This window comes from Paracoccus sp. NFXS7 (genome assembly GCF_040148865.1).
In the GTDB taxonomy this organism is placed as follows: domain Bacteria; phylum Pseudomonadota; class Alphaproteobacteria; order Rhodobacterales; family Rhodobacteraceae; genus Paracoccus; species Paracoccus marcusii.
The window spans coordinates 186,054-206,902 of record NZ_JAKEKV010000006.1 but is presented as its reverse complement, the minus strand read 5'-3'; the positions used below and the strand labels follow the sequence as shown (position 1 = coordinate 206,902).

At 69.8% G+C, this 20,849-nt stretch carries 21 protein-coding genes, 1 tRNA gene and 1 other annotated feature (1 of these 23 only partly in view); of the genes, 13 read left to right on the top strand and 9 right to left on the bottom strand.

Translation table 11 applies throughout. From position 1 onward, the window contains the following. The first annotated feature begins 4 nt into the window (after positions 1 to 4). The 6 genes from LZ686_RS12045 to LZ686_RS12020 are packed head-to-tail and all read left to right on the top strand — an operon-like array spanning position 5 to position 4,793. Complete coding sequence (locus tag LZ686_RS12045) at positions 5 to 829, top strand: DUF58 domain-containing protein (protein WP_349547940.1); 825 nt, start codon at positions 5 to 7, stop codon at positions 827 to 829. Continuing rightward, positions 826 to 1,194 (top strand): hypothetical protein, encoded by a 369-nt coding sequence (locus LZ686_RS12040; protein ID WP_349547939.1) that lies wholly within the window; start codon positions 826 to 828, stop codon positions 1,192 to 1,194. The genes LZ686_RS12045 and LZ686_RS12040 overlap by 4 nt, the downstream gene beginning before the upstream one ends. Next, a complete protein-coding gene (locus LZ686_RS12035; RefSeq protein ID WP_349547938.1) occupies positions 1,191 to 2,132 on the top strand; it encodes a VWA domain-containing protein in 942 nt (313 codons plus the stop codon). The genes LZ686_RS12040 and LZ686_RS12035 overlap by 4 nt, the downstream gene beginning before the upstream one ends. Continuing rightward, on the top strand, positions 2,129 to 3,031 hold the full coding sequence (locus tag LZ686_RS12030) for a VWA domain-containing protein (protein ID WP_349547937.1): 903 nt from the start codon (positions 2,129 to 2,131) through the stop codon (positions 3,029 to 3,031). The genes LZ686_RS12035 and LZ686_RS12030 overlap by 4 nt, the downstream gene beginning before the upstream one ends. Further along, positions 3,028 to 3,645 (top strand): tetratricopeptide repeat protein, encoded by a 618-nt coding sequence (locus LZ686_RS12025; RefSeq protein ID WP_349547936.1) that lies wholly within the window; start codon positions 3,028 to 3,030, stop codon positions 3,643 to 3,645. The genes LZ686_RS12030 and LZ686_RS12025 overlap by 4 nt, the downstream gene beginning before the upstream one ends. Continuing rightward, positions 3,642 to 4,793: a hypothetical protein gene (locus LZ686_RS12020; RefSeq protein ID WP_349547935.1), complete on the top strand. Its 1,152-nt coding sequence runs from the start codon at positions 3,642 to 3,644 to the stop codon at positions 4,791 to 4,793. Before LZ686_RS12025 ends, LZ686_RS12020 begins: the two co-directional genes overlap by 4 nt. Here the strand turns inward: LZ686_RS12020 and LZ686_RS12015 are convergent. Then, positions 4,790 to 5,173: a winged helix-turn-helix transcriptional regulator gene (locus tag LZ686_RS12015; protein ID WP_046000940.1), complete on the bottom strand. Its 384-nt coding sequence runs from the start codon at positions 5,171 to 5,173 to the stop codon at positions 4,790 to 4,792. The genes LZ686_RS12020 and LZ686_RS12015 overlap by 4 nt on opposite strands. Positions 5,174 to 5,273: 100 nt before the next feature. Here LZ686_RS12015 and LZ686_RS12010 point away from each other — a divergent pair, with 100 nt between their 5' ends. After that, the gene (locus LZ686_RS12010; protein WP_148910696.1) at positions 5,274 to 6,341 is read left to right on the top strand and encodes an SDR family oxidoreductase; all 1,068 of its coding nucleotides are present in this window, start codon (positions 5,274 to 5,276) and stop codon (positions 6,339 to 6,341) included. Between the two features lie 195 nt (positions 6,342 to 6,536). Here LZ686_RS12010 and LZ686_RS12005 read toward each other — a convergent pair. Beyond that, positions 6,537 to 6,626: transfer RNA gene (locus LZ686_RS12005), tRNA-Ser, on the bottom strand. A 195-nt stretch (positions 6,627 to 6,821) separates the two neighbouring features. Here LZ686_RS12005 and fni point away from each other — a divergent pair. From fni to LZ686_RS11975, 6 genes are read left to right on the top strand one after another with little or no spacing between them, the layout of a single operon-like run. Continuing rightward, positions 6,822 to 7,904, top strand: coding sequence for a type 2 isopentenyl-diphosphate Delta-isomerase (fni, locus tag LZ686_RS12000; protein ID WP_349547934.1), 1,083 nt, complete (start codon positions 6,822 to 6,824; stop codon positions 7,902 to 7,904). 30 nt (positions 7,905 to 7,934) lie between these two features. Beyond that, positions 7,935 to 8,663: a fatty acid desaturase gene (locus tag LZ686_RS11995; RefSeq protein ID WP_349547933.1), complete on the top strand. Its 729-nt coding sequence runs from the start codon at positions 7,935 to 7,937 to the stop codon at positions 8,661 to 8,663. After that, a complete protein-coding gene (locus LZ686_RS11990; protein WP_045982218.1) occupies positions 8,660 to 9,148 on the top strand; it encodes a sterol desaturase family protein in 489 nt (162 codons plus the stop codon). The genes LZ686_RS11995 and LZ686_RS11990 overlap by 4 nt, the downstream gene beginning before the upstream one ends. After that, complete coding sequence (gene crtY, locus LZ686_RS11985; protein WP_349547932.1) at positions 9,145 to 10,305, top strand: lycopene beta-cyclase CrtY; 1,161 nt, start codon at positions 9,145 to 9,147, stop codon at positions 10,303 to 10,305. Before LZ686_RS11990 ends, crtY begins: the two co-directional genes overlap by 4 nt. Next, the gene (locus LZ686_RS11980) at positions 10,302 to 11,807 is read left to right on the top strand and encodes a phytoene desaturase (RefSeq protein WP_349547931.1); all 1,506 of its coding nucleotides are present in this window, start codon (positions 10,302 to 10,304) and stop codon (positions 11,805 to 11,807) included. Before crtY ends, LZ686_RS11980 begins: the two co-directional genes overlap by 4 nt. Continuing rightward, positions 11,804 to 12,718 (top strand): phytoene/squalene synthase family protein, encoded by a 915-nt coding sequence (locus LZ686_RS11975; RefSeq protein ID WP_273742818.1) that lies wholly within the window; start codon positions 11,804 to 11,806, stop codon positions 12,716 to 12,718. The genes LZ686_RS11980 and LZ686_RS11975 overlap by 4 nt, the downstream gene beginning before the upstream one ends. On the opposite strand, the gene LZ686_RS11970 is transcribed toward LZ686_RS11975, so the two are convergent. From LZ686_RS11970 to LZ686_RS11940, 7 genes are all read right to left on the bottom strand, one after another. After that, complete coding sequence (locus LZ686_RS11970) at positions 12,715 to 13,596, bottom strand: polyprenyl synthetase family protein (RefSeq protein WP_052714724.1); 882 nt, start codon at positions 13,594 to 13,596, stop codon at positions 12,715 to 12,717. The two genes, LZ686_RS11975 and LZ686_RS11970, sit on opposite strands and share 4 nt — an antisense overlap. Before the next feature lie 165 nt (positions 13,597 to 13,761). Next, complete coding sequence (locus tag LZ686_RS11965; RefSeq protein ID WP_349547930.1) at positions 13,762 to 15,009, bottom strand: glycosyltransferase family 4 protein; 1,248 nt, start codon at positions 15,007 to 15,009, stop codon at positions 13,762 to 13,764. Next, complete coding sequence (locus tag LZ686_RS11960; protein ID WP_349547929.1) at positions 15,006 to 16,196, bottom strand: hypothetical protein; 1,191 nt, start codon at positions 16,194 to 16,196, stop codon at positions 15,006 to 15,008. Before LZ686_RS11960 ends, LZ686_RS11965 begins: the two co-directional genes overlap by 4 nt. Before the next feature lie 19 nt (positions 16,197 to 16,215). Beyond that, entirely contained in the window at positions 16,216 to 16,728 is a 513-nt protein-coding gene (locus LZ686_RS11955) for a hypothetical protein (RefSeq protein WP_349547928.1), read from the bottom strand. 67 nt (positions 16,729 to 16,795) lie between these two features. Next, the gene (locus tag LZ686_RS11950; RefSeq protein WP_349547927.1) at positions 16,796 to 18,097 is read right to left on the bottom strand and encodes a Hint domain-containing protein; all 1,302 of its coding nucleotides are present in this window, start codon (positions 18,095 to 18,097) and stop codon (positions 16,796 to 16,798) included. 293 nt (positions 18,098 to 18,390) lie between these two features. Then, positions 18,391 to 19,245 carry a universal stress protein gene (locus tag LZ686_RS11945; protein ID WP_349547926.1) on the bottom strand — a complete coding sequence of 285 codons (855 nt, stop codon included), beginning with the start codon at positions 19,243 to 19,245 and terminating at the stop codon, positions 18,391 to 18,393. A gap of 15 nt (positions 19,246 to 19,260) precedes the next feature. Continuing rightward, positions 19,261 to 20,757, bottom strand: coding sequence for a SulP family inorganic anion transporter (locus tag LZ686_RS11940; protein ID WP_349547925.1), 1,497 nt, complete (start codon positions 20,755 to 20,757; stop codon positions 19,261 to 19,263). Between the two features lie 63 nt (positions 20,758 to 20,820). Beyond that, positions 20,821 to 20,849, bottom strand: a sequence feature (sul1 is cis-regulatory element that is thought to sense ions involved in sulfur or methionine metabolism; They are found in Alphaproteobacteria) (it continues 27 nt past the right edge of the window).

The window sequence follows — 20,849 nt, the reverse complement described above, 5'->3', positions numbered from 1 at the left end:
CGCCATGAGCGGCTGGCGGTCCGCGCCCGGCATCGCCCTGACGCTGGAGGCGCTGGTCGACCTGCAGGCGGGGCAGGGCGCCATGCCCCGGCAGCGGCCCATGGCGCGGCGGGCGGGGGTCATGGCCTCGCGCCATCCGGGCAGCGGCATGGACCTGAGGGAGATCCGCGCCTATGTCCCCGGCGACGATCCGCGCCGGATGGACCCTTCGGCCAGCGCGCGCACGGGCGTGCCGCATGTGCGCGCCCTGCACGAGGATCGCGACGACATCACGCTGCTGATCGCCGATCTGCGCGGGCCGATGCTGTGGGGCACGGGCGACGCGCTGCGGTCGGTGCGCGGCGCGCGGCATCTGGCGGGGCTTGGCTGGCAGGCGGTGGCGCGCCAGGGTGCAGTCGGCCTGATCGTCGCCGAAGGGGCGGGGGTCCGCGTGTTGCCGCCCGCGATCGGCGCGGGCCATATGCTGACCCTGTGCCGCCTGCTGGTCGACCGCCATGCCGTCGCCCTGGCCGATCCCCCCGGCACGGCGCCCCTGACCGAGGCGCTGTCCCTGGCCGCCCGCACCGCGCCGACGGGTGCCCATGTCGTCCTGGCCACCCTGCCCGATGGCTGGCAGGGGGCCGATGCCGCGCTGTCACGCCTGGCCCGCGGCCGCCGGGTGGAGGTCGCGCTGATCCTGGACCCGCTGGAGACCGCGCCACCCGCCCGCCCGCTGCCGGTTCGACAGGGCGGCGCCACGCGGCTGCTGCGCCTGCAGCCCGCCGATCTGGGTGGCCAGACCGACCGCCTGGCCGCGATGGGCGCCGTTGCGCGACGGGTCGAGCCGTGACGCCCGAGGCCATGACCCATGACCTGCTGATGCAGGCCCTGTCCCCGGTCCGCCTGCCCACGCCGATGGCCATCCTGTCGACGGCAGAGATGGCCGCGCTTCTGGCACTGGGCATCATCGCGGGGCTGGTGCTGGCCTTGGCGCTGCTGCCCTTCACGCGCCGTCGGGCGGCCCGCCCGCGTTTGCGCGTGGCGGCGCTGCGGGGGCTGCCGGTGCCGGACCGCCTGCTGGCCATCGCCCGCGTGCTGGGCCATCTGCCCGCGGCGCTGCGCCCGGCCGCCTATGGCGCGGCCCCGCCACCGTCCGACCGCCGGATCGAGGCGATCGCCCGCGGCGCCCGCCTGCGTCGCCTGTGGCGCAGATGAGCCTGGCCGCACCTTGGCTGCTGGCGCTGCTGCCGCTGCCGCTGTTGCTGCGCTGGCTTCTGCCGCCGGTGGTCCGGCCCCGCGCGGCGCTGGACGTGCCCGACCACCTGTTGCCTCATGCCACGCCTGGCAGCTTGCCGCCGCTGCACCGCGCCCCGTGGCTGGCGGCCGCGGCCTGGGTGCTGCTTGTCATCGCCCTGGCGGGGCCGCAGGTGGAACGCCAGGCCCAGGTGGTTCCCGCCAGCGGGCGGGACATCGTCCTGGCACTGGATTTGTCGGGCAGCATGGAGCAGGCCGATTTCACCCTGGACGGTCAGCCCGTCAGCCGCCTGGATGCGGTCAAGCGCACCGCCCGCGCCTTTGTGCAAAGCCGGACGGGCGACCGGATCGGCCTGGTGATCTTCGGCGGACGCGCCTATGTCGCGGCGCCGCTGACCTTCGATCTGAACGCCGTCGTGCAGGCCATCGACGAGGCGCAGATCGGCGTGTCGGGCCGCGGCACGGCCATCGCCGACGGCCTGGGCCTGGCGATCCGCAGGTTGCAGGACAGCACGTCGCCCGGCCGGGTCGTGGTTCTGCTGTCGGACGGGGTCGACACCTCGGGCAGCGTGCTGGCGGTGGACGCGGCGCGCCTGGCGGCGTCGCACGGGCTGCGCATCCACACCATCGCCCTGGGCCCCGAGGACCTGGAGACCCGTCCCACCGCCCGCGACGCCGTCGACGTGGCGACCCTGCGCGCGGTGGCCGAAACCGCAGGGGGCGCGCTGTTTCGCGTGCGCGACACCGCTGACCTGACCGCGATGGCGCAGGCGCTGGACCGGCTGGAGCCTAGCCCGGGCGAACGGCCGCCGCTGCGCTATTGGCGGTCGCTGTGGATCTGGCCCGCGATGCTGTGCGTCGCCTGCCTGATGCTGGCCGCGATCCGGAGGCGGGAATGACCGGCGCGCTGCTGCTGCGGCCGTGGTGGCTGGCGGGTCTGGTGCCGCTTCTGGCGCTGGCGTGGTGGCTGGACCGTCGCGGGCCGTCCGCCGGCGGGTGGGAACAGGTCATGCCGGCGCACATGCTGGCCGCGATGCGCGCGCTTGGCGCCTTGGGCGGCAGCACCGGCCGGTGGGGTCCGCTGCTGCCCGTGGGGGCGGCCGCGCTGCTGGTGCTGGGCCTGTCCGGGCCGGCGCTGCCGCGCGCCGATGCGCCCGTCCTGGCGCGCACCGACAGCGTGCTGATCGCCATCGACCTGTCCCCTTCGGTCGCGCGGGGACCGGCGCTGGCACAGGCGCAACAGGCCGCCGCCGCCCTGCTGCAGGGGCTGGCCGGCCGGCCCGTCGGCCTGATCCTCTACAGCGGAGAGGCCTATGCCGCATCCGCCCCCACCACCGATCCGCGCACGCTGCAGACGCTGATCGCGGTCCTGGATGCCGACACGGTGCCCGGTCAGGGCAGCAGGCCCGCAGCCGCCATCGGCCTGGCCGGGCAGATGTTCGGCGATGCAGGGCAGGCCGATCTGGTCCTGATCTCGGACGGGGCCGGGGTCGATGGCCAGGCTGTGGCCGAGGCCGGGCGTCTGGCCGCCCTGGGCACGCGCATCTGGGCGGTCCGGGTCGTGGGCGCCGCGCCGCAGGCGCCCACCCCTGCGCCCGATGCGCTGGCGCAGCTGGTGCAATCGGGCGGTCAGATGGTGCTGGCACAGGATGTCGACGGCTTGGCCGACCGGCTGCGCCAGGGGGGCGATCGCCGTCGCGATCCGGCGGTGACGGCCCTGGGCTATCGCGATCTGGGGCCGTTCCTGGCCGCGCTGGCCGCCCTGCCGCTGCTACAGATGCTGAGGCGGCGGCAATGAGGGCGGCGGCGGTCCTTCTGGTCCTGGCCGTGGCGGCGCTGGTCCTTGCCGGCCCCGCGGCGCTTGGTGCGCTGGCGCTGCGGGCGGGGTGGGACCGGGTCGCGCTGATCCTGCTAAACGATCCGGGCGCACGGGGCGTGGCCCATTACCGGTTGGGCGACCACGGCCTGGCCGATGCCGATTTCGCCCGCGCGGGCCGGTCGCAGACCTACAACCGCGCGCTGTCGCTGGCCGCCACGGGCGACTATCCCCTGGCGGTCGCCTATTTCGACGCGGTGCTGTTCGCCAACCCCGCCGACGAACAGGCCCGCGCCAGCCGCGACCTGGTGGCGACGATGTTTCCGCCGCAGCAGGGCGACAGCGTCGCGCCGGGTCGCATCCTGGGGCGGGGCGGGCGTCCCGCCCCGGACGAGATGATCGCCAACGCCCTGACCGACGCCGCTGCCGAAAGCTGGCGCCGACCGGTCGAGGCGCGGGGCATGGCCGCCAGCGACGCGTGGCTGGAAACCATCGCCGACGATCCGGGCGAATTCCTGGCGCTGCGGTTGCAGGCCGAACACGACCGGCGCGCCGGGCTGGGCCTGATCCGGCCCGAGGCTGGTGACCCGTGGTGATCCGGCTGATCCTCTTGCTGCTGATTCTGGCCACGCCGCTGCGCGCCGAAAGCCCCGCGCCCCTGGCCCCCGGAGAGGCGCGCCTGCTGATCCTGCACGATCACGGCAACCCCGTCGTGGCCGAGATGGTGCGCCTGACGCTGCGCGGCGAATACGACCTGACCGTGTCGCTGGAAAGCCTGACCTTTCCGTCGTCCGACGCCTATGACTGGATGCAGATCGACCGCGACCGCTGGTTCCAGGAACGCATCGGCGGGCGGATGATCCAGATCTTCGAACGGGACATCGCGCTGTTTCCGCGCCGGGCAGGGGACCTGACCATCGGTCCGCTGACCCATAACCTGACCAACATCACCCGCAGCGGCGTCCGCGAGGAGGTCAGCGTCACGTCTGGCACCACGCGCCTGACGGTCAAGCCCTTTCCCCATTCGGGCCGCCCCCTGACGGCACGCAGGCTGGTGCTGACGGACGAGCTGTCCGCACCGCCCGGCCGCCTGGCCAAGGACGACATCCTGACCCGCCGCGTCACCATCGAGGCTCTGGGCGCGATGGCGCATCACCTGCCGCCGCGCCCCGACATCGCCCAGCCCTGGCTGATCAGCTTTACCCTGCCGGAAACCCGCGAGACGATCCCCACCCCGGACGGCCCGGTCGCCCGCGTGGTCTGGGAATGGCAGATGCGCCCCCGCACGGGCGAGCCAGGCGTCCTGCCCGCGATCCCCTTTCCCTGGCTGGACACCGACAGCCGCCGGATCGAGGTGGCGGCGATGAAGCCCATTCCCTTCGGCTTCGCGGGTTTCAGCACCGCATCGGGAACGGGCGTCGCCCTGCATTGGCAGATGGCGGGGCTGGCGCTGTCGGGCGGGGTGGTCGCGCTGGCCGTGGTGCTGTGGGGCAGGCTGCCCGCGATCGGGCGCGGCCTGCGCCGGCTGCGGCCCGGCCCGCATGCGGCCGCGATGCGCAGGGCGGCAGCCAGCGGCGATCTGACCGGGCTGCGTGCAGCCGCCGCGGCACATCTGGCGTGGCGCGGGGGCGGCGGGCCGCGCAGGCAGGCCCTGCTGCGCCAGCTGGACCACCAGATCTATGCCCCCGCCGGCGCGCGAGGATTCGACGCGATGCGCTGGTTGCGCGACTGGTCGCGGGCCTAGCGGTTCCGCCGGGACGTCGCGCGGGCCTGCAGCTGATCCAGCGCGTCGGCATTGGCCCGGCCCCAGGCATAGACCGTCTCGACCAGGTCGACGAAGCGCCTGCCAAGCGGCGTCAGGCTGTATTCGACCGCCGGCGGAACCGTGCTTTCGACATGGCGGTCGATCAGGCCGCTGTCCTCCATCTCGCGCAGGGTCTGGACCAGCATCTTCTTGGAGATCCCGGGCAGGCTGCGCAGCAGCACCCCGTTGCGCGCCGCGCCCCCGTGCTGGGCATGCAGCGTGTGCAGGATCATGCTGGTCCATTTCGTGGCAAAGATCTCCATCGTGCGGCGGGGGGCGCAATCCTCGCGCCAGTCGGTGTCGATGCTGCCGGGTTCCATGGTGGTTACCTTTCGGTGGCTATGTCCCAATTTGGTGCCGTCTGGCACGACCGCGCCGCGCTGACTAGATCCTCTGACAGCACAAAGACAGGAGAGATTCATGACCCGCACCGCATTGGTCGTCGGCGCCACCGGCATTCAGGGCCAGGCCATCGCCGCCCAACTGGTCCGCGACGGATGGGCCGTCCTGGGCCTCAGCCGCAATCCGCAGCCGCAGGAGGGCGTGACGCCCGTGGCCGCCGACCTGCTGGACCCCGCATCCGTCGCCGCCGCCCTGGACGGTCTGGCCCCGACGCATGTGTTCCTGACCACCTGGCTGCGCCAGCCGACCGAGGCCGAGAACATCCGCGTCAACGCCCTGATGCTGCGCAACCTGTTCGACGGTCTGCGTCCGCTTGGCACCGTGCGCCACGCGGCGCTGGTGACCGGGCTGAAGCATTACCTTGGACCGTTCGAGGCCTATGGCAAGGGCAGCCTGCCCAAGACCCCGTTCCGCGAGGATCAGGGGCGGCTGGACGTCGCGAACTTCTATTACGCGCAGGAGGATGAACTGTTCGAGGCCGCGCGCAGCGACGGCTTCACCTACAGCATCCACCGCCCCCACACCGTCATCGGCAAGGCGGTCGGGAACGCCATGAACATGGGCACCACCTTGGCCGTCTATGCCGCCATCTGCCGCGAGACCGGGCGCCCGTTCCGCTTTCCCGGATCGGCCGTGCAGTGGAACGGCCTGACGGACATGACCGACGCCCGCCAGCTGGCCGCCCAGGTCATCTGGGCGGCGACCACACCCGCCGCGCATGACCAGGCCTTCAATATCGTCAACGGCGACGTCTTTCGCTGGAACTGGATGTGGCACCGTCTGGCCGACTGGTTCGGCGTCAAAGCCGAGGATTTCGACGGCACCGAACGCCCCTTGGCCGACCAGATGGCGGACGACGCCGCGATCTGGGCACGCATCGCCGAACGCGAAGGGCTGGCCGAGCCGGACATCACCCGCCTGGTGTCGCCGTGGCACACCGACGCCGACCTGGGTCGGCCGATCGAGGTCGTGACCGACATGTCCAAAAGCCGCAAGCTGGGCTTCACCGCCTATCAGGCGACGGATGAGGCGTTCTTCGACCTGTTCGAACAGCTCGAGGCGGACCGGATCATCCCCCACCGCTGACCGTCCAAAGACGTGCATCTGCTGCGGTGAGGATGTCGGGCGACCGGCATCCTCATCGCCGCGGACGGAATGAATGATGGTTTGCCTGGCCCATGGCCGACAATGCTTTGGTCATGCGACGGAGGCGCACGACGACACTCACGACGACCACAGAACCGCATCAGGTCAGTTGATCATATCATGACGGTGAGGTGATGGCGGAGACGAAGGGATTCGAACCCTCGAGACCCTTTCGGGCCTGCACCCTTAGCAGGGGTGTGCCTTCGACCACTCGGCCACGTCTCCGCCGACCCGTATATGGATGTCGCCAAGGGGGGGCAAGGGGCTTTCTGGCCCCTTTTTGCAGATCTCCGCGCGGCGCCGTCCAAGGGGTTAGACGGCGCCGGGCCGTGGCGCGCGACAGTTCGTCCTCTTGGAACTGGGGCTGGAACCCGGAAGGCATTGACGCGATAGTCGGATGACGCAACCGGATGGCAGGACATGACCGAAATCTCTCGTCGCAAGTCGGATCACCTGCGCATCGTCACCGAAGGCCGCGGGGCGCAGGACCGGCTGGACAGCGGGTTCGACCAGGTCCGGTTCCTGCATCAGGCGCTGCCCGATCTGGACATGGATGCCGTCGATACGGGAACGCGGTTCCTGGGGCGCAGCCTGGGGGCGCCGCTGCTGATCTCGGCCATGACCGGCGGTCCAGAGGAGGCGGAACGCATCAACCTGCACATCGCCGAGGCCTGTGCCCATCACCGCATCGCCTTGTCCGTCGGATCGCAGCGCATCGCGGTCGAAGCGGGCGGCAATGGCGGCCTGGGCGCCAGCCTGCGGGCACGGGCGCCCCAGATTCCGATCCTGGGCAATATCGGCGCGGTCCAGCTGAACTATGGCTTTGGCGTGGCGCAGGCGCAGCGCGCGGTGGACATGATCCAGGCCGACGCGCTGATCCTGCACCTGAACCCGCTGCAGGAGGCGATCCAGGAGGGGGGAGACCGCAATTTTGCGGCCCTGCTGCCTCGGATCGAGGAACTTGCCACCAGCCTGCCAGTCCCTCTGGGCGTCAAGGAGGTCGGTGCGGGGCTGTCGGCGCCCGTGGCACGTCGTCTGATCGATGCGGGCGTGACGATCCTGGACGTCGCCGGCGCCGGCGGCACCAGCTGGGCGCGTGTCGAGGCCGAACGCGGTCCCGACCGCCTGCAGGCGCTGGCGGTGCCGTTCCACGACTGGGGCATCCCCACGACCGCGTCGCTGCGCGCCATCGCGCCGATGATGGGGCCGGACCGGGTTCTGGTCGGGTCGGGCGGGGTGCGTCACGGGCTGGACGCCGCGCGGGCCATCCGCCTTGGCGCGGACCTCGTGGGGCAGGCGGCCCGCGCGCTGCCCGCCGCGCGCCACAGCGCCGAGGCCCTGTCCGATCACCTGTCCGACGTCGTGACCCAGCTGCGCATCGCGATGTTCTGCACCGGATCGGGCGACCTTGCGGCGCTGCGCCGCGCGCCTTTGCTGGTGCCGGGGCCGGGTGGCCAATGGTCGCAAGCAACGGGGATGGAAACCGGCGATGCGGGACTGTAGTCTGCGCGGATCGCCGGTCCGGGGGACAAGATGAGCGCACATGCCCTGCCCAAGGCAGATCTGACCGCCACCAGCCTGATCGTCTCGAGCGGCATCATCGCCGCTTGGCTGGCCCTGCATGTGCATGCGCTGTGGTTTCTGGACGCAGCGGCGCATCCCATCCTGGCGATCGCAAATTTCCTGGGGCTGACCTGGCTGTCGGTCGGTTTGTTCATCATCGCGCATGACGCGATGCACGGGTCGGTGGTGCCGGGGCGTCCGCGCGCCAATGCGGCGATGGGCCAGCTGGTCCTGTGGCTGTATGCCGGATTTTCGTGGCGCAAGATGATCGTCAAGCACATGGCCCATCACCGCCATGCCGGAACCGACGACGACCCCGATTTCGACCATGGCGGCCCGGTCCGCTGGTACGCCCACTTCATCGGCACCTATTTCGGCTGGCGCGAGGGGCTGCTGCTGCCGGTCATCGTGACGGTCTATGCGCTGATCCTGGGGGATCGCTGGATGTACGTGGTCTTCTGGCCGCTGCCGTCGATCCTGGCGTCGATCCAGCTGTTCGTGTTCGGCACCTGGCTGCCGCACCGCCCCGGCCACGACGCGTTCCCGGACCGCCACAATGCGCGGTCGTCGCGGATCAGCGACCCCGTGTCGCTGCTGACCTGCTTTCACTTTGGCGGTTATCATCACGAACACCACCTGCACCCGACGGTGCCTTGGTGGCGCCTGCCCAGCACCCGCACCAAGGGGGACACCGCATGACCAATTTCCTGATCGTCGTCGCCACCGTGCTGGTGATGGAGCTGACGGCCTATTCCGTCCACCGCTGGATCATGCATGGCCCCCTGGGCTGGGGCTGGCACAAGTCCCACCACGAGGAACACGACCACGCGCTGGAAAAGAACGACCTGTACGGCCTGGTCTTTGCGGTGATCGCCACGGTGCTGTTCACGGTGGGCTGGATCTGGGCACCGGTCCTGTGGTGGATCGCCTTGGGCATGACCGTCTATGGGCTGATCTATTTCGTCCTGCATGACGGGCTGGTGCATCAGCGCTGGCCGTTCCGCTATGTCCCGCGCAAGGGCTATGCCCGCCGCCTGTATCAGGCCCACCGCCTGCACCATGCGGTCGAGGGGCGCGACCATTGCGTCAGCTTCGGCTTCATCTATGCGCCCCCGGTCGACAAGCTGAAGCAGGACCTTAAGACGTCGGGCGTGCTGCGGGCCGAGGCGCAGGAGCGCACGTGACCCATGACGTGCTGCTGGCAGGGGCGGGCCTTGCGAACGGGCTGATCGCCCTGGCGCTGCGCGCGGCGCGGCCCGACCTGCGCGTGCTGTTGCTGGACCATGCCGCGGGACCGTCAGACGGCCACACCTGGTCCTGCCACGACCCCGACCTGTCGCCGAACTGGCTGGCGCGGCTGAAGCCCCTGCGCCGCGCCAACTGGCCCGACCAGGAGGTGCGCTTTCCCCGCCATGCCCGGCGGCTGGCCACCGGTTACGGGTCGCTGGACGGGGCGGCGCTGGCGGATGCGGTGGTCCGGTCGGGCGCCGAGATCCGCTGGAACTGCGACATCGCCCTGCTGGATGCGCAGGGGGCGACACTGTCCTGCGGCACCCGGATCGAGGCGGGCGCGGTCCTGGACGGGCGGGGCGCGCAGCCGTCGCGGCATCTGACCGTGGGTTTCCAGAAATTCGTGGGTGTCGAGATCGAGACCGACCGCCCCCACGGCGTGCCCCGTCCGATGATCATGGACGCGACCGTCACCCAGCAGGACGGGTACCGCTTCATCTATCTGCTGCCCTTCTCTCCGACGCGCATCCTGATCGAGGACACGCGCTATTCCGATGGCGGCGATCTGGACGACGACGCGCTGGCGGCGGCGTCCCACGACTATGCCCGCCAGCAGGGCTGGACCGGGGCCGAGGTCCGGCGCGAACGCGGCATCCTTCCCATTGCGCTGGCCCATGATGCGGCGGGCTTCTGGGCCGATCACGCGGCGGGGCCTGTTCCCGTGGGACTGCGCGCGGGGTTCTTTCACCCGGTCACCGGCTATTCGCTGCCCTATGCGGCGCAGGTGGCGGACGTGGTGGCGGGCCTGTCCGGGCCGCCCGGCACCGACGCGCTGCGCGGCGCCATCCGCGATTACGCGATCGACCGGGCACGCCGCGACCGCTTTCTGCGCCTTTTGAACCGGATGCTGTTCCGCGGCTGCGCGCCCGACCGGCGCTATACCCTGCTGCAGCGGTTCTACCGCATGCCGCATGGACTGATCGAACGGTTCTATGCTGGCCGGCTGAGCGTGGCGGATCAGCTGCGCATTGTGACCGGCAAGCCTCCCATTCCCCTTGGCACGGCCATCCGCTGCCTGCCCGAACGTCCCCTGCTGAAGGAAAACGCATGAACGCCCATTCGCCCGCGGCCAAGACCGCCATCGTGATCGGCGCAGGCTTTGGCGGGCTGGCCCTGGCCATCCGCCTGCAGTCCGCGGGCATCGCCACCACCCTGGTCGAGGCCCGGGACAAGCCCGGCGGGCGCGCCTATGTCTGGCACGATCAGGGCCATGTCTTCGACGCGGGCCCGACCGTCATCACCGACCCCGATGCGCTAAAAGAGCTGTGGGCGCTGACCGGGCAGGACATGGCGCGCGACGTGACGCTGATGCCGGTGTCGCCCTTCTATCGGCTGATGTGGCCGGGCGGGAAGGTCTTCGATTACGTGAACGAGGCCGATCAGCTGGAGCGCCAGATCGCCCAGTTCAACCCGGACGACCTGGAAGGATACCGCCGCTTCCGCGATTACGCGGAGGCGGTGTACCAGGAGGGCTACGTCAAGCTGGGCACCGTGCCCTTCCTCAAGCTGGGCCAGATGCTCAAGGCCGCGCCCGCGCTGATGAAGCTGGAGGCCTATAAGTCTGTCCATGCCAAGGTCGCGACCTTCATCAAGGACCCCTATCTGCGGCAGGCGTTTTCGTATCACACGCTGCTGGTGGGCGGGAATCCCTTCTCGACCAGCTCGATCTATGCGCTGATCCACGCGCTGGAGCGGCGCGGCGGGGTGTGGTTCGCCAAGGGCGGCACCAACCAGCTGGTCGCGGGCATGGTCGCGCTGTTCGAACGGCTTGGCGGCCAGATGTTGCTGAACGCCAAGGTCGCCCGGATCGAGACCGAGGGCGCGCGGACCACGGGCGTCACCCTGGCCGACGGGCGGTCTTTAAGGGCCGACATGGTCGCCAGCAACGGCGACGTCATGCACAACTATCGCGACCTGCTGGGCCACACGGCCCGCGGGCAGAGCCGCGCGAAATCGCTGGACCGCAAGCGCTGGTCCATGTCGCTGTTCGTGCTGCATTTCGGTCTGCGCGAGGCGCCCAAGGACATCGCCCACCACACCATCCTGTTCGGCCCCCGCTACAAGGAGCTGGTCAACGAGATCTTCAAGGGTCCGAAGCTGGCCGAGGATTTCTCGCTGTACCTGCATTCGCCCTGCACCACCGATCCGGACATGGCGCCTCCGGGCATGTCCACGCATTACGTGCTGGCCCCGGTGCCGCATCTGGGCCGCGCCGAGATCGATTGGGCGGTCGAGGGGCCGCGCTATGCCGACCGCATCCTGGCGTCCCTGGAGGAGCGGCTGATCCCGAACCTGCGCGCCAACCTGACCATGACGCGCATCTTCACGCCCGCCGATTTCGCCAGCGAACTGAACGCCCATCACGGCAGCGCCTTCTCGGTCGAGCCGATCCTGACGCAATCCGCGTGGTTCCGGCCGCACAACCGCGACAAGACGATCCGCAACTTCTATCTGGTCGGCGCGGGCACCCATCCGGGCGCGGGCATTCCGGGCGTCGTGGGCTCGGCCAAGGCCACGGCCCAGGTGATGCTGTCCGACCTGGCGGGCGCATGAGCGATCTGGTCCTGACCTCGACCGAGGCGATCACCCAAGGGTCGCAAAGCTTTGCCACGGCGGCCAAGCTGATGCCGCCGGGCATCCGCGACGACACGGTGATGCTCTATGCCTGGTGCCGCCACGCGGATGACGTGATCGACGGTCAGGCCCTGGGCAGCCGCCCCGAGGCGGTGAACGACCCGCAGGCGCGGCTGGACGGCCTGCGTGCCGACACGCTGGCGGCCCTGCAGGGCGACGGTCCGGTGACCCCGCCCTTTGCGGCGTTGCGCGCGGTGGCGCGGCGGCATGATTTCCCGCAGGCCTGGCCCATGGACCTGATCGAAGGCTTTGCGATGGATGTCGAGGCGCGCGACTATCGCACGCTGGACGACGTGCTGGAATATTCCTATCACGTCGCGGGCATCGTCGGCGTGATGATGGCCCGTGTGATGGGCGTGCGCGACGATCCTGTCCTGGACCGTGCCTGCGACCTGGGGCTGGCGTTCCAGCTGACCAACATCGCGCGCGACGTGATCGACGACGCGCGCATCGGGCGGTGCTATCTGCCAGGCGACTGGCTGGATCAGGCGGGCGCGCGGGTCGACGGGCCGGTGCCGTCGCCGGAACTGTACACCGTGATCTTGCGGCTGCTGGATGCGGCCGAACCCTATTACGCGTCGGCGCGTGTGGGTCTGGCGGACCTGCCGCCGCGCTGTGCCTGGTCGATCGCGGCCGCCCTACGGATCTATCGCGCCATCGGCCTGCGCATCCGCAAGGGCGGGCCGCAGGCCTATCGCCAGCGGATCAGCACGTCCAAGGCGGCCAAGATCGGCCTGCTGGGCATCGGGGGCTGGGACGTCGCGCGGTCACGCCTGCCGGGGGCGGGCGTGTCGCGGCAGGGCCTCTGGACCCGGCCGCACCACGCCTAGGCGCGGGCGGCGTAGGGCAGCACCCGTTCCAGCAGCGCCGCGATTTCCGGCGCCTGCAGGCGCTTGCTGCGCAGCATCGCGTCCAACTGGGCGCGGCTGGCTTCATAGTGGCGGGACACGTTCTGCAGGTCTGACACGGCCAGAAGGCCGCGCCGGGGGCCGGGGGCCGCCGCATCGCGGCCGGTATCCTTGCCAAGCGCCGCCTGGTCGCCCACGACGTCCAGCAGGTCGTCATAGGACTGGAACACCCGGCCCAGCTGACGGCCAAAGTCGATCATCTGGGTCTGCTCCTCGGCGTCGAACTCCTTGATCACGGCCAGCATCTCCAGCCCGGCGATGAACAGCACGCCGGTCTTCAGGTCCTGTTCCTGTTCGACCCCCGCGCCGTTCTTGGCTGCGTGCAGGTCCAGGTCCTGGCCGGCGCACAAGCCCTGCGGCCCCAGGGACCGCGACAGGATCCGCACCAGCTGCGCCCGCACCGTGCCCGACGCGCCGCGCGCACCGGCCAGCAGGGCCATCGCCTCGGTGATCAGGGCGATGCCGCCCAGCACGGCGCGGCTTTCGCCATGCGCCACATGGGTCGCGGGCTGGCCGCGGCGCAGCCCGGCATCGTCCATGCAGGGCAGGTCGTCGAAGATCAGCGATGCGGCATGCACCATCTCGACCGCGCAGGCGGCGTCGACGATCGTGTCGCAGACCCCGCCCGAAGCCTCGGCCGCCAGCAGCATCAGCATGCCGCGGAAACGCTTGCCCGAGGACAGCGCGCCATGGCTCATGGCCGCGCCGAGCGGCTGCGACACGGCACCGAATCCCTGGGCGATCTCCTCAAGTCTGGTCTGCAGAAGGGTGGCGTGGATCGGGTTGACGTCTCGTCTCATCAGTGCCTTCGCGCTTGGGTTCTGACCTGGCGGGAAGGTCAGGCCGGGGCGGCACCCCGTGACCCGTCATCCACCGTCAACAGTCCCCATGTTGGAACGGTTCACGCCCGATTGCGAGCCTTTTCGACGGCGACGCGGGGTCGCGCGGCAATTTGTCCAACAAGGTCAGTGGACCGGCGCGCCGATGGCCGCGCGCAGCCATGCATCCTTGGCCGGAAACACCCGCGCCGCATCGTGATCGGCCAGGATCGTCCGGCGCGCGGCGCGGCGCAGGTCGGCCGCGTCACCCGGATTGTCCAGCACCCAGGCCATCGCGTCCGCGACCTCGTCCGCGTCGTCCATGTCGACGATCAGGCCGTTCTCCATGTCACGGACCAGTTCGCGCACCGGGGCGGTGTTCGATCCGATCACCAGGCATCCGGTGGCCATCGCCTCGGACAGGGACCAGGAGGTGACGAAGGGCTCGGTGAAATAGACATGCGCGTGCGAGGCCTGCAGCGTGCGGACATATTCATCGCGCGGGCGCATGGCGTTCACGTGGATGCGGCGGTGATCCAGGTCCAGCTGGTCGATCATCCGCAGCCACCAGCTGTCGCCGCGCGCCAGCGGTCGGCCATAGGACACGCTGTCATTGGCCAGGATCACCGTGTCGAAGTCGTCACGCCGCGCCTGCAGGCGGGCGACGCCGCGCAGGAATTGCGGAAAGCCGCGCAAGGGCTCCATCCCGCGGGTGGCATAGGTGATCACGGGGCGGTCGGCGGGCAGGCGCAGCCAGTCGAAATCGATGCGCGCCTGCGGGTCGGGGCGGTGCAGGTCGCAATCGACCCCATCGGGCATCACGGTGATCTGGCGGCGCAGGACCGGAGGAAATCGGCTCGCCTGGAACAGCGTCGGGCACCAGCTGGCATCGGCCAGGTCGAATTCGCCGGTGATCGGCAGGTTGCGCATCCGGTCCGAGATCATCACCGCCAGGTCGGCGGGCTTTTCCGCCCGGCGCTTGTCCCAGTTGCGGTCGGTGTAATACCATTCGTGATAGGCGACATAGGTGCAGTCCGGCCAGACCAGCTTGACCCCCAGCCCCACGCCCCAGCCCGCATGGGCCACCACGACGTCCGGGACATAGCCTTCGGAATGGCGCATGCGGAACATCAGCTCGGTCGCGCCCCGGCAGTTCTGCGCGGCGTGGTCCAGGATGTGGCGCGGATCGCCCGTGGGGATCGTGGTGTCGCGCAGCGCGAATCGGCGGGTGCGGATGCCGTCATGGGCAGGCTCGGCGTCGATGCCGCCATGCATGAAGGTGACGTCCCAGCCCTGGCCCGCCAGCCAGCGGCCCAGGAACTCGAACTGACCGGGGCCGGACAGGTGCAGGAACAGGATGCGCGGCCGCTGCGCCACGGATGCCGCGACCGTCATGACCGGGGAACCGTCTGCCAGCCCGTGCAGCCCGCCGCCAGCAGCGGCTGCTGATCGGTGCGGTTCACGATGGCCTGCACGCGGGCATGGGCGACGCCCAGGTCCAGCCGCGCCTTGGTCGCGACCAGGAACGTCGCATCGCCGTCCAGGACCGCGTGGACTGCGGGAAACGCGGCCTGCAGCAGGTCGCGGATCGCGGGCAGGGGGCCCGTTCCATGGATCAGCAGGACGCCGCCATCGCCCGAAAGGCGCCGCCCGGCGTGGCGGATGCGCGCCAGCGCCTCCGGACCGTGCAGCCACTCGTCATCCGCCCCCGCGACGATCGCATCCAGCCGCGGCGCGTCGGGTGCCGCATCCGACAGCTGCGCTGGCCGGAACGCCGCGCCAAGGTCAAGCGCCTGCATCGCCGCCAGGGGCCAGCCCACCGCGGGGTGATGCACCGTCAGGCCGGGCACCAGGGCCAGCGCCGCAATGGCCAGCGGCAGATGCGCCGGCCCTGTCACCATCACGTGCCGCAGGGCCGATGTCGCGCAGAGCAGCCCAAGGCAGCGACGCGCCCAACCCTCGACCGGCATGGCCGGGTTCAGCGCGTCGATCACGCCCAGGGGGGTGCCGTCATCGCTCAGCACCTGCACCCGGCGGTCGTCCAGCAGGCGCAGCGCCGCCCCATCCGGGCGGTGCAGGCCGTGATTGATCGCCCGCGCGCGGGCCCGGACCGGGGCGTCGGTCGCCCGCAGCCAGGCGCGGTGGAAGGGCGTGACCCAGGAAAACGCGTCGCGGTTGTCCAGCAGCTCGACCGCCTGCTGGACGGCGATGGCCAGCGGACCGTCCAGGTCCAGCGACAGGGGCAGGCCGCCGGGCTGCGTACCGGCCAGGGTCACGCGCCGCGCGCGCCAGGCATGGCGCTGGACGGGGCCGGTCTGGGGCCGCGTTTCGGCGCGGTTCAGGTGCAGGTCGGACAGTGACGACAGGCGGGGGTTCAGCACGTGGATCAGGTCCGCCCCGCGCCGCAGGGCCAGCAGGCGCACCGGCACGCCAAGGGCAGGGGCACAGACGCATCCGTCGCCGCTGTCCGTCAGCGCATCGCCCAGCAGGCGCATCGCGACACCGGTCAGCGGATCGTCGGCCCGCGCCTCTGCCGGGCGCAGACCAAGTCTGGGGTCATCATGGGTCAGCTGGGCGGTCATCGTGGGGCCCGCGCGGACATTACAGCCGACTGAAGAAGGCGCCGCCCAGGGGCGTGGCGCCATCCGCGGTCAGCAACGCATCCATCCGCGGAACGGCGACGCCAAGACCCAGGGCAACCTGGATGCCCCGGACCCCGCGCGGCGCGGACCAGCCGCGCACGGCCAGCATCACCCGCTGCCAGACGGCGGACCCCGTGGCGGTGTCGCGGATGTCGCTGCGCAGATGCGCGGTGTGGATCACCGTGATCCAGCTGGCGGAATGGGTCCGCATCGGTTCGAAAGCGAAAAGCGCAAAGGCCACGGGCTCGGCCTCCAGCGACACAGCGACAGCACCGTGATAGCCGCTGTCGTCATGGACCTGTGCCAGCAGGCGTTCCACCTGCGGCTGGTCGAAGGGCAGGTCCGCGAACAGGCTTTCCCGGTGCATCTGTCGGGCCAACGGCACGATCAGGTCGGGCCGGGCCGCGTGCCTGCCGACGGTGACATCGGTGCGGCGCAGCAGGGCGGGGGGCAGGTCGGTGTGGAGTGTCATGATCCCAAGCGGCCCAGCCTTGCCGTTGCCGACATGCTGGGCCTGTCCAATGACCGCAGGCCGGTCCTTACGAATACAGCGGGCGGTCGTTGCGGGCGTGGCGGGCGGCCAGCGATCGTCCTTCGCGACCCTTCAGGAACGGGATGGCCGGATCGGTCTCGGTCATCGCGTCGAAATCGGGGAAGATCGCGCGCAGTTCGGACAGCTGGTCCTGGCTGAGAAAAGTCAGCGCCTGACGCCCGGGGAACAGGCTTTCGGCCTCGATCCCCTCGACCGACAGGATCTGGTGGTCTGCGAACATCAGGTGCAGGTACTGGACGCTGCGGGCGTCGCCGTCCACGTCGATGCCGTTCACGCCGATCAGCTGCTTGACCGCGACCAGTACCTCGGGGGCGCCGAACATCGTCTCGGCGATGGCCGAGCGGATGACGACGCGGTGCTGGGGCGAAAAGCGGATGTCGCGCAGGGGCAGGCCGTTGCCGAAGGCGCCGGCGGGCACCAGGATCGGCAGCAGCTTGGGATTCCCCGCCAGATCGACCGCGTCCAGCCTGCGCGAACCGATCCAGGCCAGCGCCTTGGGGCCGTTGCGGGTGATGACCGTGTCGCCCTGGCGCAGGGTCTCGATCGGAACCGCGCCGCGGGGGGTGTCGATCAGCGTGCCGGCGGTGAAGCAGACCGCGTTGATCGCCTCGAAGTTGGCAAAGCCCGACCGTGATGCCACAGTCGATCCGTCGCGAAGCGTCATCGTCCCATAGGAGACCGTGCCCTGCAGGATGCGCGGATAGGCCAGGATCGACCCGATGTCGCTGTCGCTGTAGACGTTGGTGACCAGGTCGGCCTTGCCGTCGCCGTCGGTGTCCATGGTGACGTTTCCGCTGGACAGCGTCAGGGTCCAGTCCCCGCGCAGGTTCAGCGTGTCCTGACCCTTGCCGCCATCCAGCTTGGCGCCGCTGCGCATCTTGTCGGCATCCGACAGGCTGTGGTCCGGCTTCATGTCGAACCACAGGACGTCGTCGCCCTTCCCAAGGTCCACGCGCCCGCCGAACGACTGCTCCAGCTTCAGCGTGTCGTCGCCGTCGCCGGTAGAGATCGTCTCGAAGGTGGTGCGCGACAGGTGGGCCATGTCGTCACCGGTGCCCATGTCAACCTGGCCGAAGGCGACGCGGGCGCCCTGGCCGGACAGGTTTCCGCCCTCCAGCGTGTCGTCGCCGCCCTTCATGCTGATGTCGTACACGCTGCGGTTGTCGCCCGGCTCGGTTTGCCGGCTGAACGCCCAGTCCGACAACGTGACGTTCTGGGTTCCCTCCGAGGAGTTGCCCTGAAGAATGGTCGCGCCATCGCCATCATAGCTGCCAAAGATCGTGGCCATGACAGTCATCCCTCTTGAAAACGATTCTTGTTAACCCTGTTTCAATGGCGTTACGCCCGCACCCCGGCGGTTGTCAACAAAATCCACGCGCCCGCGCCGCGTGGGCGCGTTTTTCACGACCCGCGTCGCACATCGTGCAATTGGTTGATTAAACTATGAACTTTCCGGTTCACATTGCACGTTGTGCAGGGCCGGTCAGGGTTGATCCGACGCGGAGGCCGGAGGCCGGCGTCCGCGTCGGCTCTGCAACTGGAGGCTGTAAATTTGTGCGCTGTTAACTGTTTATTTACGGGTCAGCGGAACAGCAGCACGGATCTGCGGGAATCGATCAGCATGCGCGTGGTGACCGATCCGATGATCAACCGGCGGATGCGGCTGTGCCCATAGGCCCCCATGACCAGCAGGTCGTGATCCTGCTGTTCGATCCGTGCGATCAGCGCGCTGTCGGCGCTGCCGTCCAGCAGTTCTGCGCGCGCATCGCGGCCGGCGGCGCGCAGGCGCAGGATCGCCTCCTCCAGCTGGACCTGCGCCTCGCGGCTGGCCGGGGCGGCCATCGCCACCTCGATCCGCAGCCCGTCGAAGACCGGGCTGGAGGCCACGTGATCGACTGCCTTCATCGCCGAGGCCCCGCCGTCAAAGGCCAGCATCACGCTGGCGATGGGGCGGAAGGCGCGGGCGGCGACCAGGACCGGCACCTTGGCCGCGCGGACCACGCGTTCCAGGTTCGATCCGGGATGGTCGGCCGCGAAATCGGCGGCCTCTCCGCGCTTGCCGATCACGATCAGGGCGGGGCCTGCGGCCTTGCCGGTCGCATGGGCGATCAGGTCGCCCTGTTCCAGGCGCGTCTCGACCCGCGCGGCGCCGGCGCCCAGGGTCAGGTTGCGCGCATCCTCCAGCAGGGCGCGGCCCTGGGCGTTCGCCAGGCGCGCGCGCTGTTCGTCAAGGCTTGCCAGCTCGTCCAGCAGGGCGCTGCGCGCGCCAAGGCGGATCGTGCCGGACAGGTCCTGCGACGGGGCGGGGGACCTGCGGCCCAGGACGTGCAGCAGCTCGACCGGCATGCCGCTGCGCGCCGCAAGCCAGCCCGCATGTTCGCACACCGAGGCCGCGTAGACCGAGCCGTCCACCAGGGCGATGATCTTGTCGTTCATGTGCCGTCTCCCCCTCTAATGCGCCGTCAGCTTGTCCAGGGCGCCGGGCTTGTCATGGATGGCAAGCCGGTCGACCAGCGTCTCCGAGGCGGCGTTCATGCCGATCAGCTGCACCTGCGCGCCGTCGCGCCGGAACTTCAGGATCGCCATGTCCAGCGCCTGCACCGAGCTGATGTCCCAGATATGCGCCCCTCTGACATCGATGGTGACATGATCCAGCGGTTCTGCAAAGTCGAACGCGGCCATGAAATCCTCGACCGAGGCATAGAACATCTGCCCTTCGACGACATAGGTCCGGCTGCGGCCGTCCGTCGACAGGGTCGAGGTCACGCGGAACAGCTGCGCGATCTTGGCGGCGAAGAAGATCCCCGACAGCAGCACGCCCACCAGCACCCCGATGGCCAGGTTGTGGGTCCAGACGACCGTGGCGACGGTTGCCAGCATCACCACCGAGGACGAGCGCGGATGGGTGCGCAGGTTGGCCAGCGACGACCAGCTGAAGGTGCCGATGGATACCATGATCATGATCGCGACCAGCGCCGGCATGGGGATGCGGCTGACCAGATCGCCCAGACCCACCACCAGGATCAGCAGCGCCACCCCGGCGGTGAAGGACGACAGCCGCCCCCGCCCGCCGGATTTGACGTTGATCATCGACTGTCCGATCATGGCGCAGCCCGCCATGCCTCCGATGAAGCCGGTGGCGGTGTTGGCCAGGCCCTGGCCGATGCATTCCTGGTTGCGGTTGCTGCGCGTGTCGGTCAGCTCGTCCACCAGGTTCTGGGTCATCAGGCTTTCCAGCAGGCCCACGATGGCGACCGCGATGGAATAGGGCAGGATGATCTGCAGCGTCTCCAGCGTCAGCGGGATGTCGGGGATCAGGAACATCGGCAGCGTGTCGGGCAGCGCGCCCATGTCGCCCACCGTGCGCACGTCCCATCCGAAGGTCATCGCAAGTCCGGTCAGCACGACGATGGTGACCAGCGGCGACGGGATCGCCTTGGTGATGCGCGGGAACAGGTAGATGATCGCCAGCGACGCCGCGACCAGCACGTAGGTGAACCAGGTCACGCCGGGTGCGGACAGGTCCAGTTCGGGCAGCTGCGCCATGAAGATCAGGATCGCCAGTGCGTTCACGAACCCGGTCATCACCGATTTCGAGACAAAGCGCATGAAGCGTCCCAGACCGGCCAGGCCGCAGCCGATCTGGATGAGGCCGGCCAGCACGGTGGCCGCCAGCAGGTATTCAAGCCCGTGATCGCGCACCAGCGTGATCATCAGCACCGCCGTCGCCGCCGTCGCGGCCGAGATCATGCCGGGACGCCCGCCGGTGATCGCGGTGATGACCGCGATCGAGAAGCTGGCATACAGCCCCACCTTGGGGTCCACGCCCGCGATGATGGAAAAGGCGATGGCCTCGGGGATAAGCGCCAGGGCCACGACAAGGCCCGAAAGCAGGTCGGGCCTGATGTTGCCCAGCCATTCATTCTTGTAGGTCGTCAGTGAAAACATGTGTCATCCGTTCCTGACCGGGCCGTCGTGGCCTGCGGTCCGACAGTCAAATGTCAAGGTTCGAATTGTCCGGCGGATCGGCGGCCGGAAGA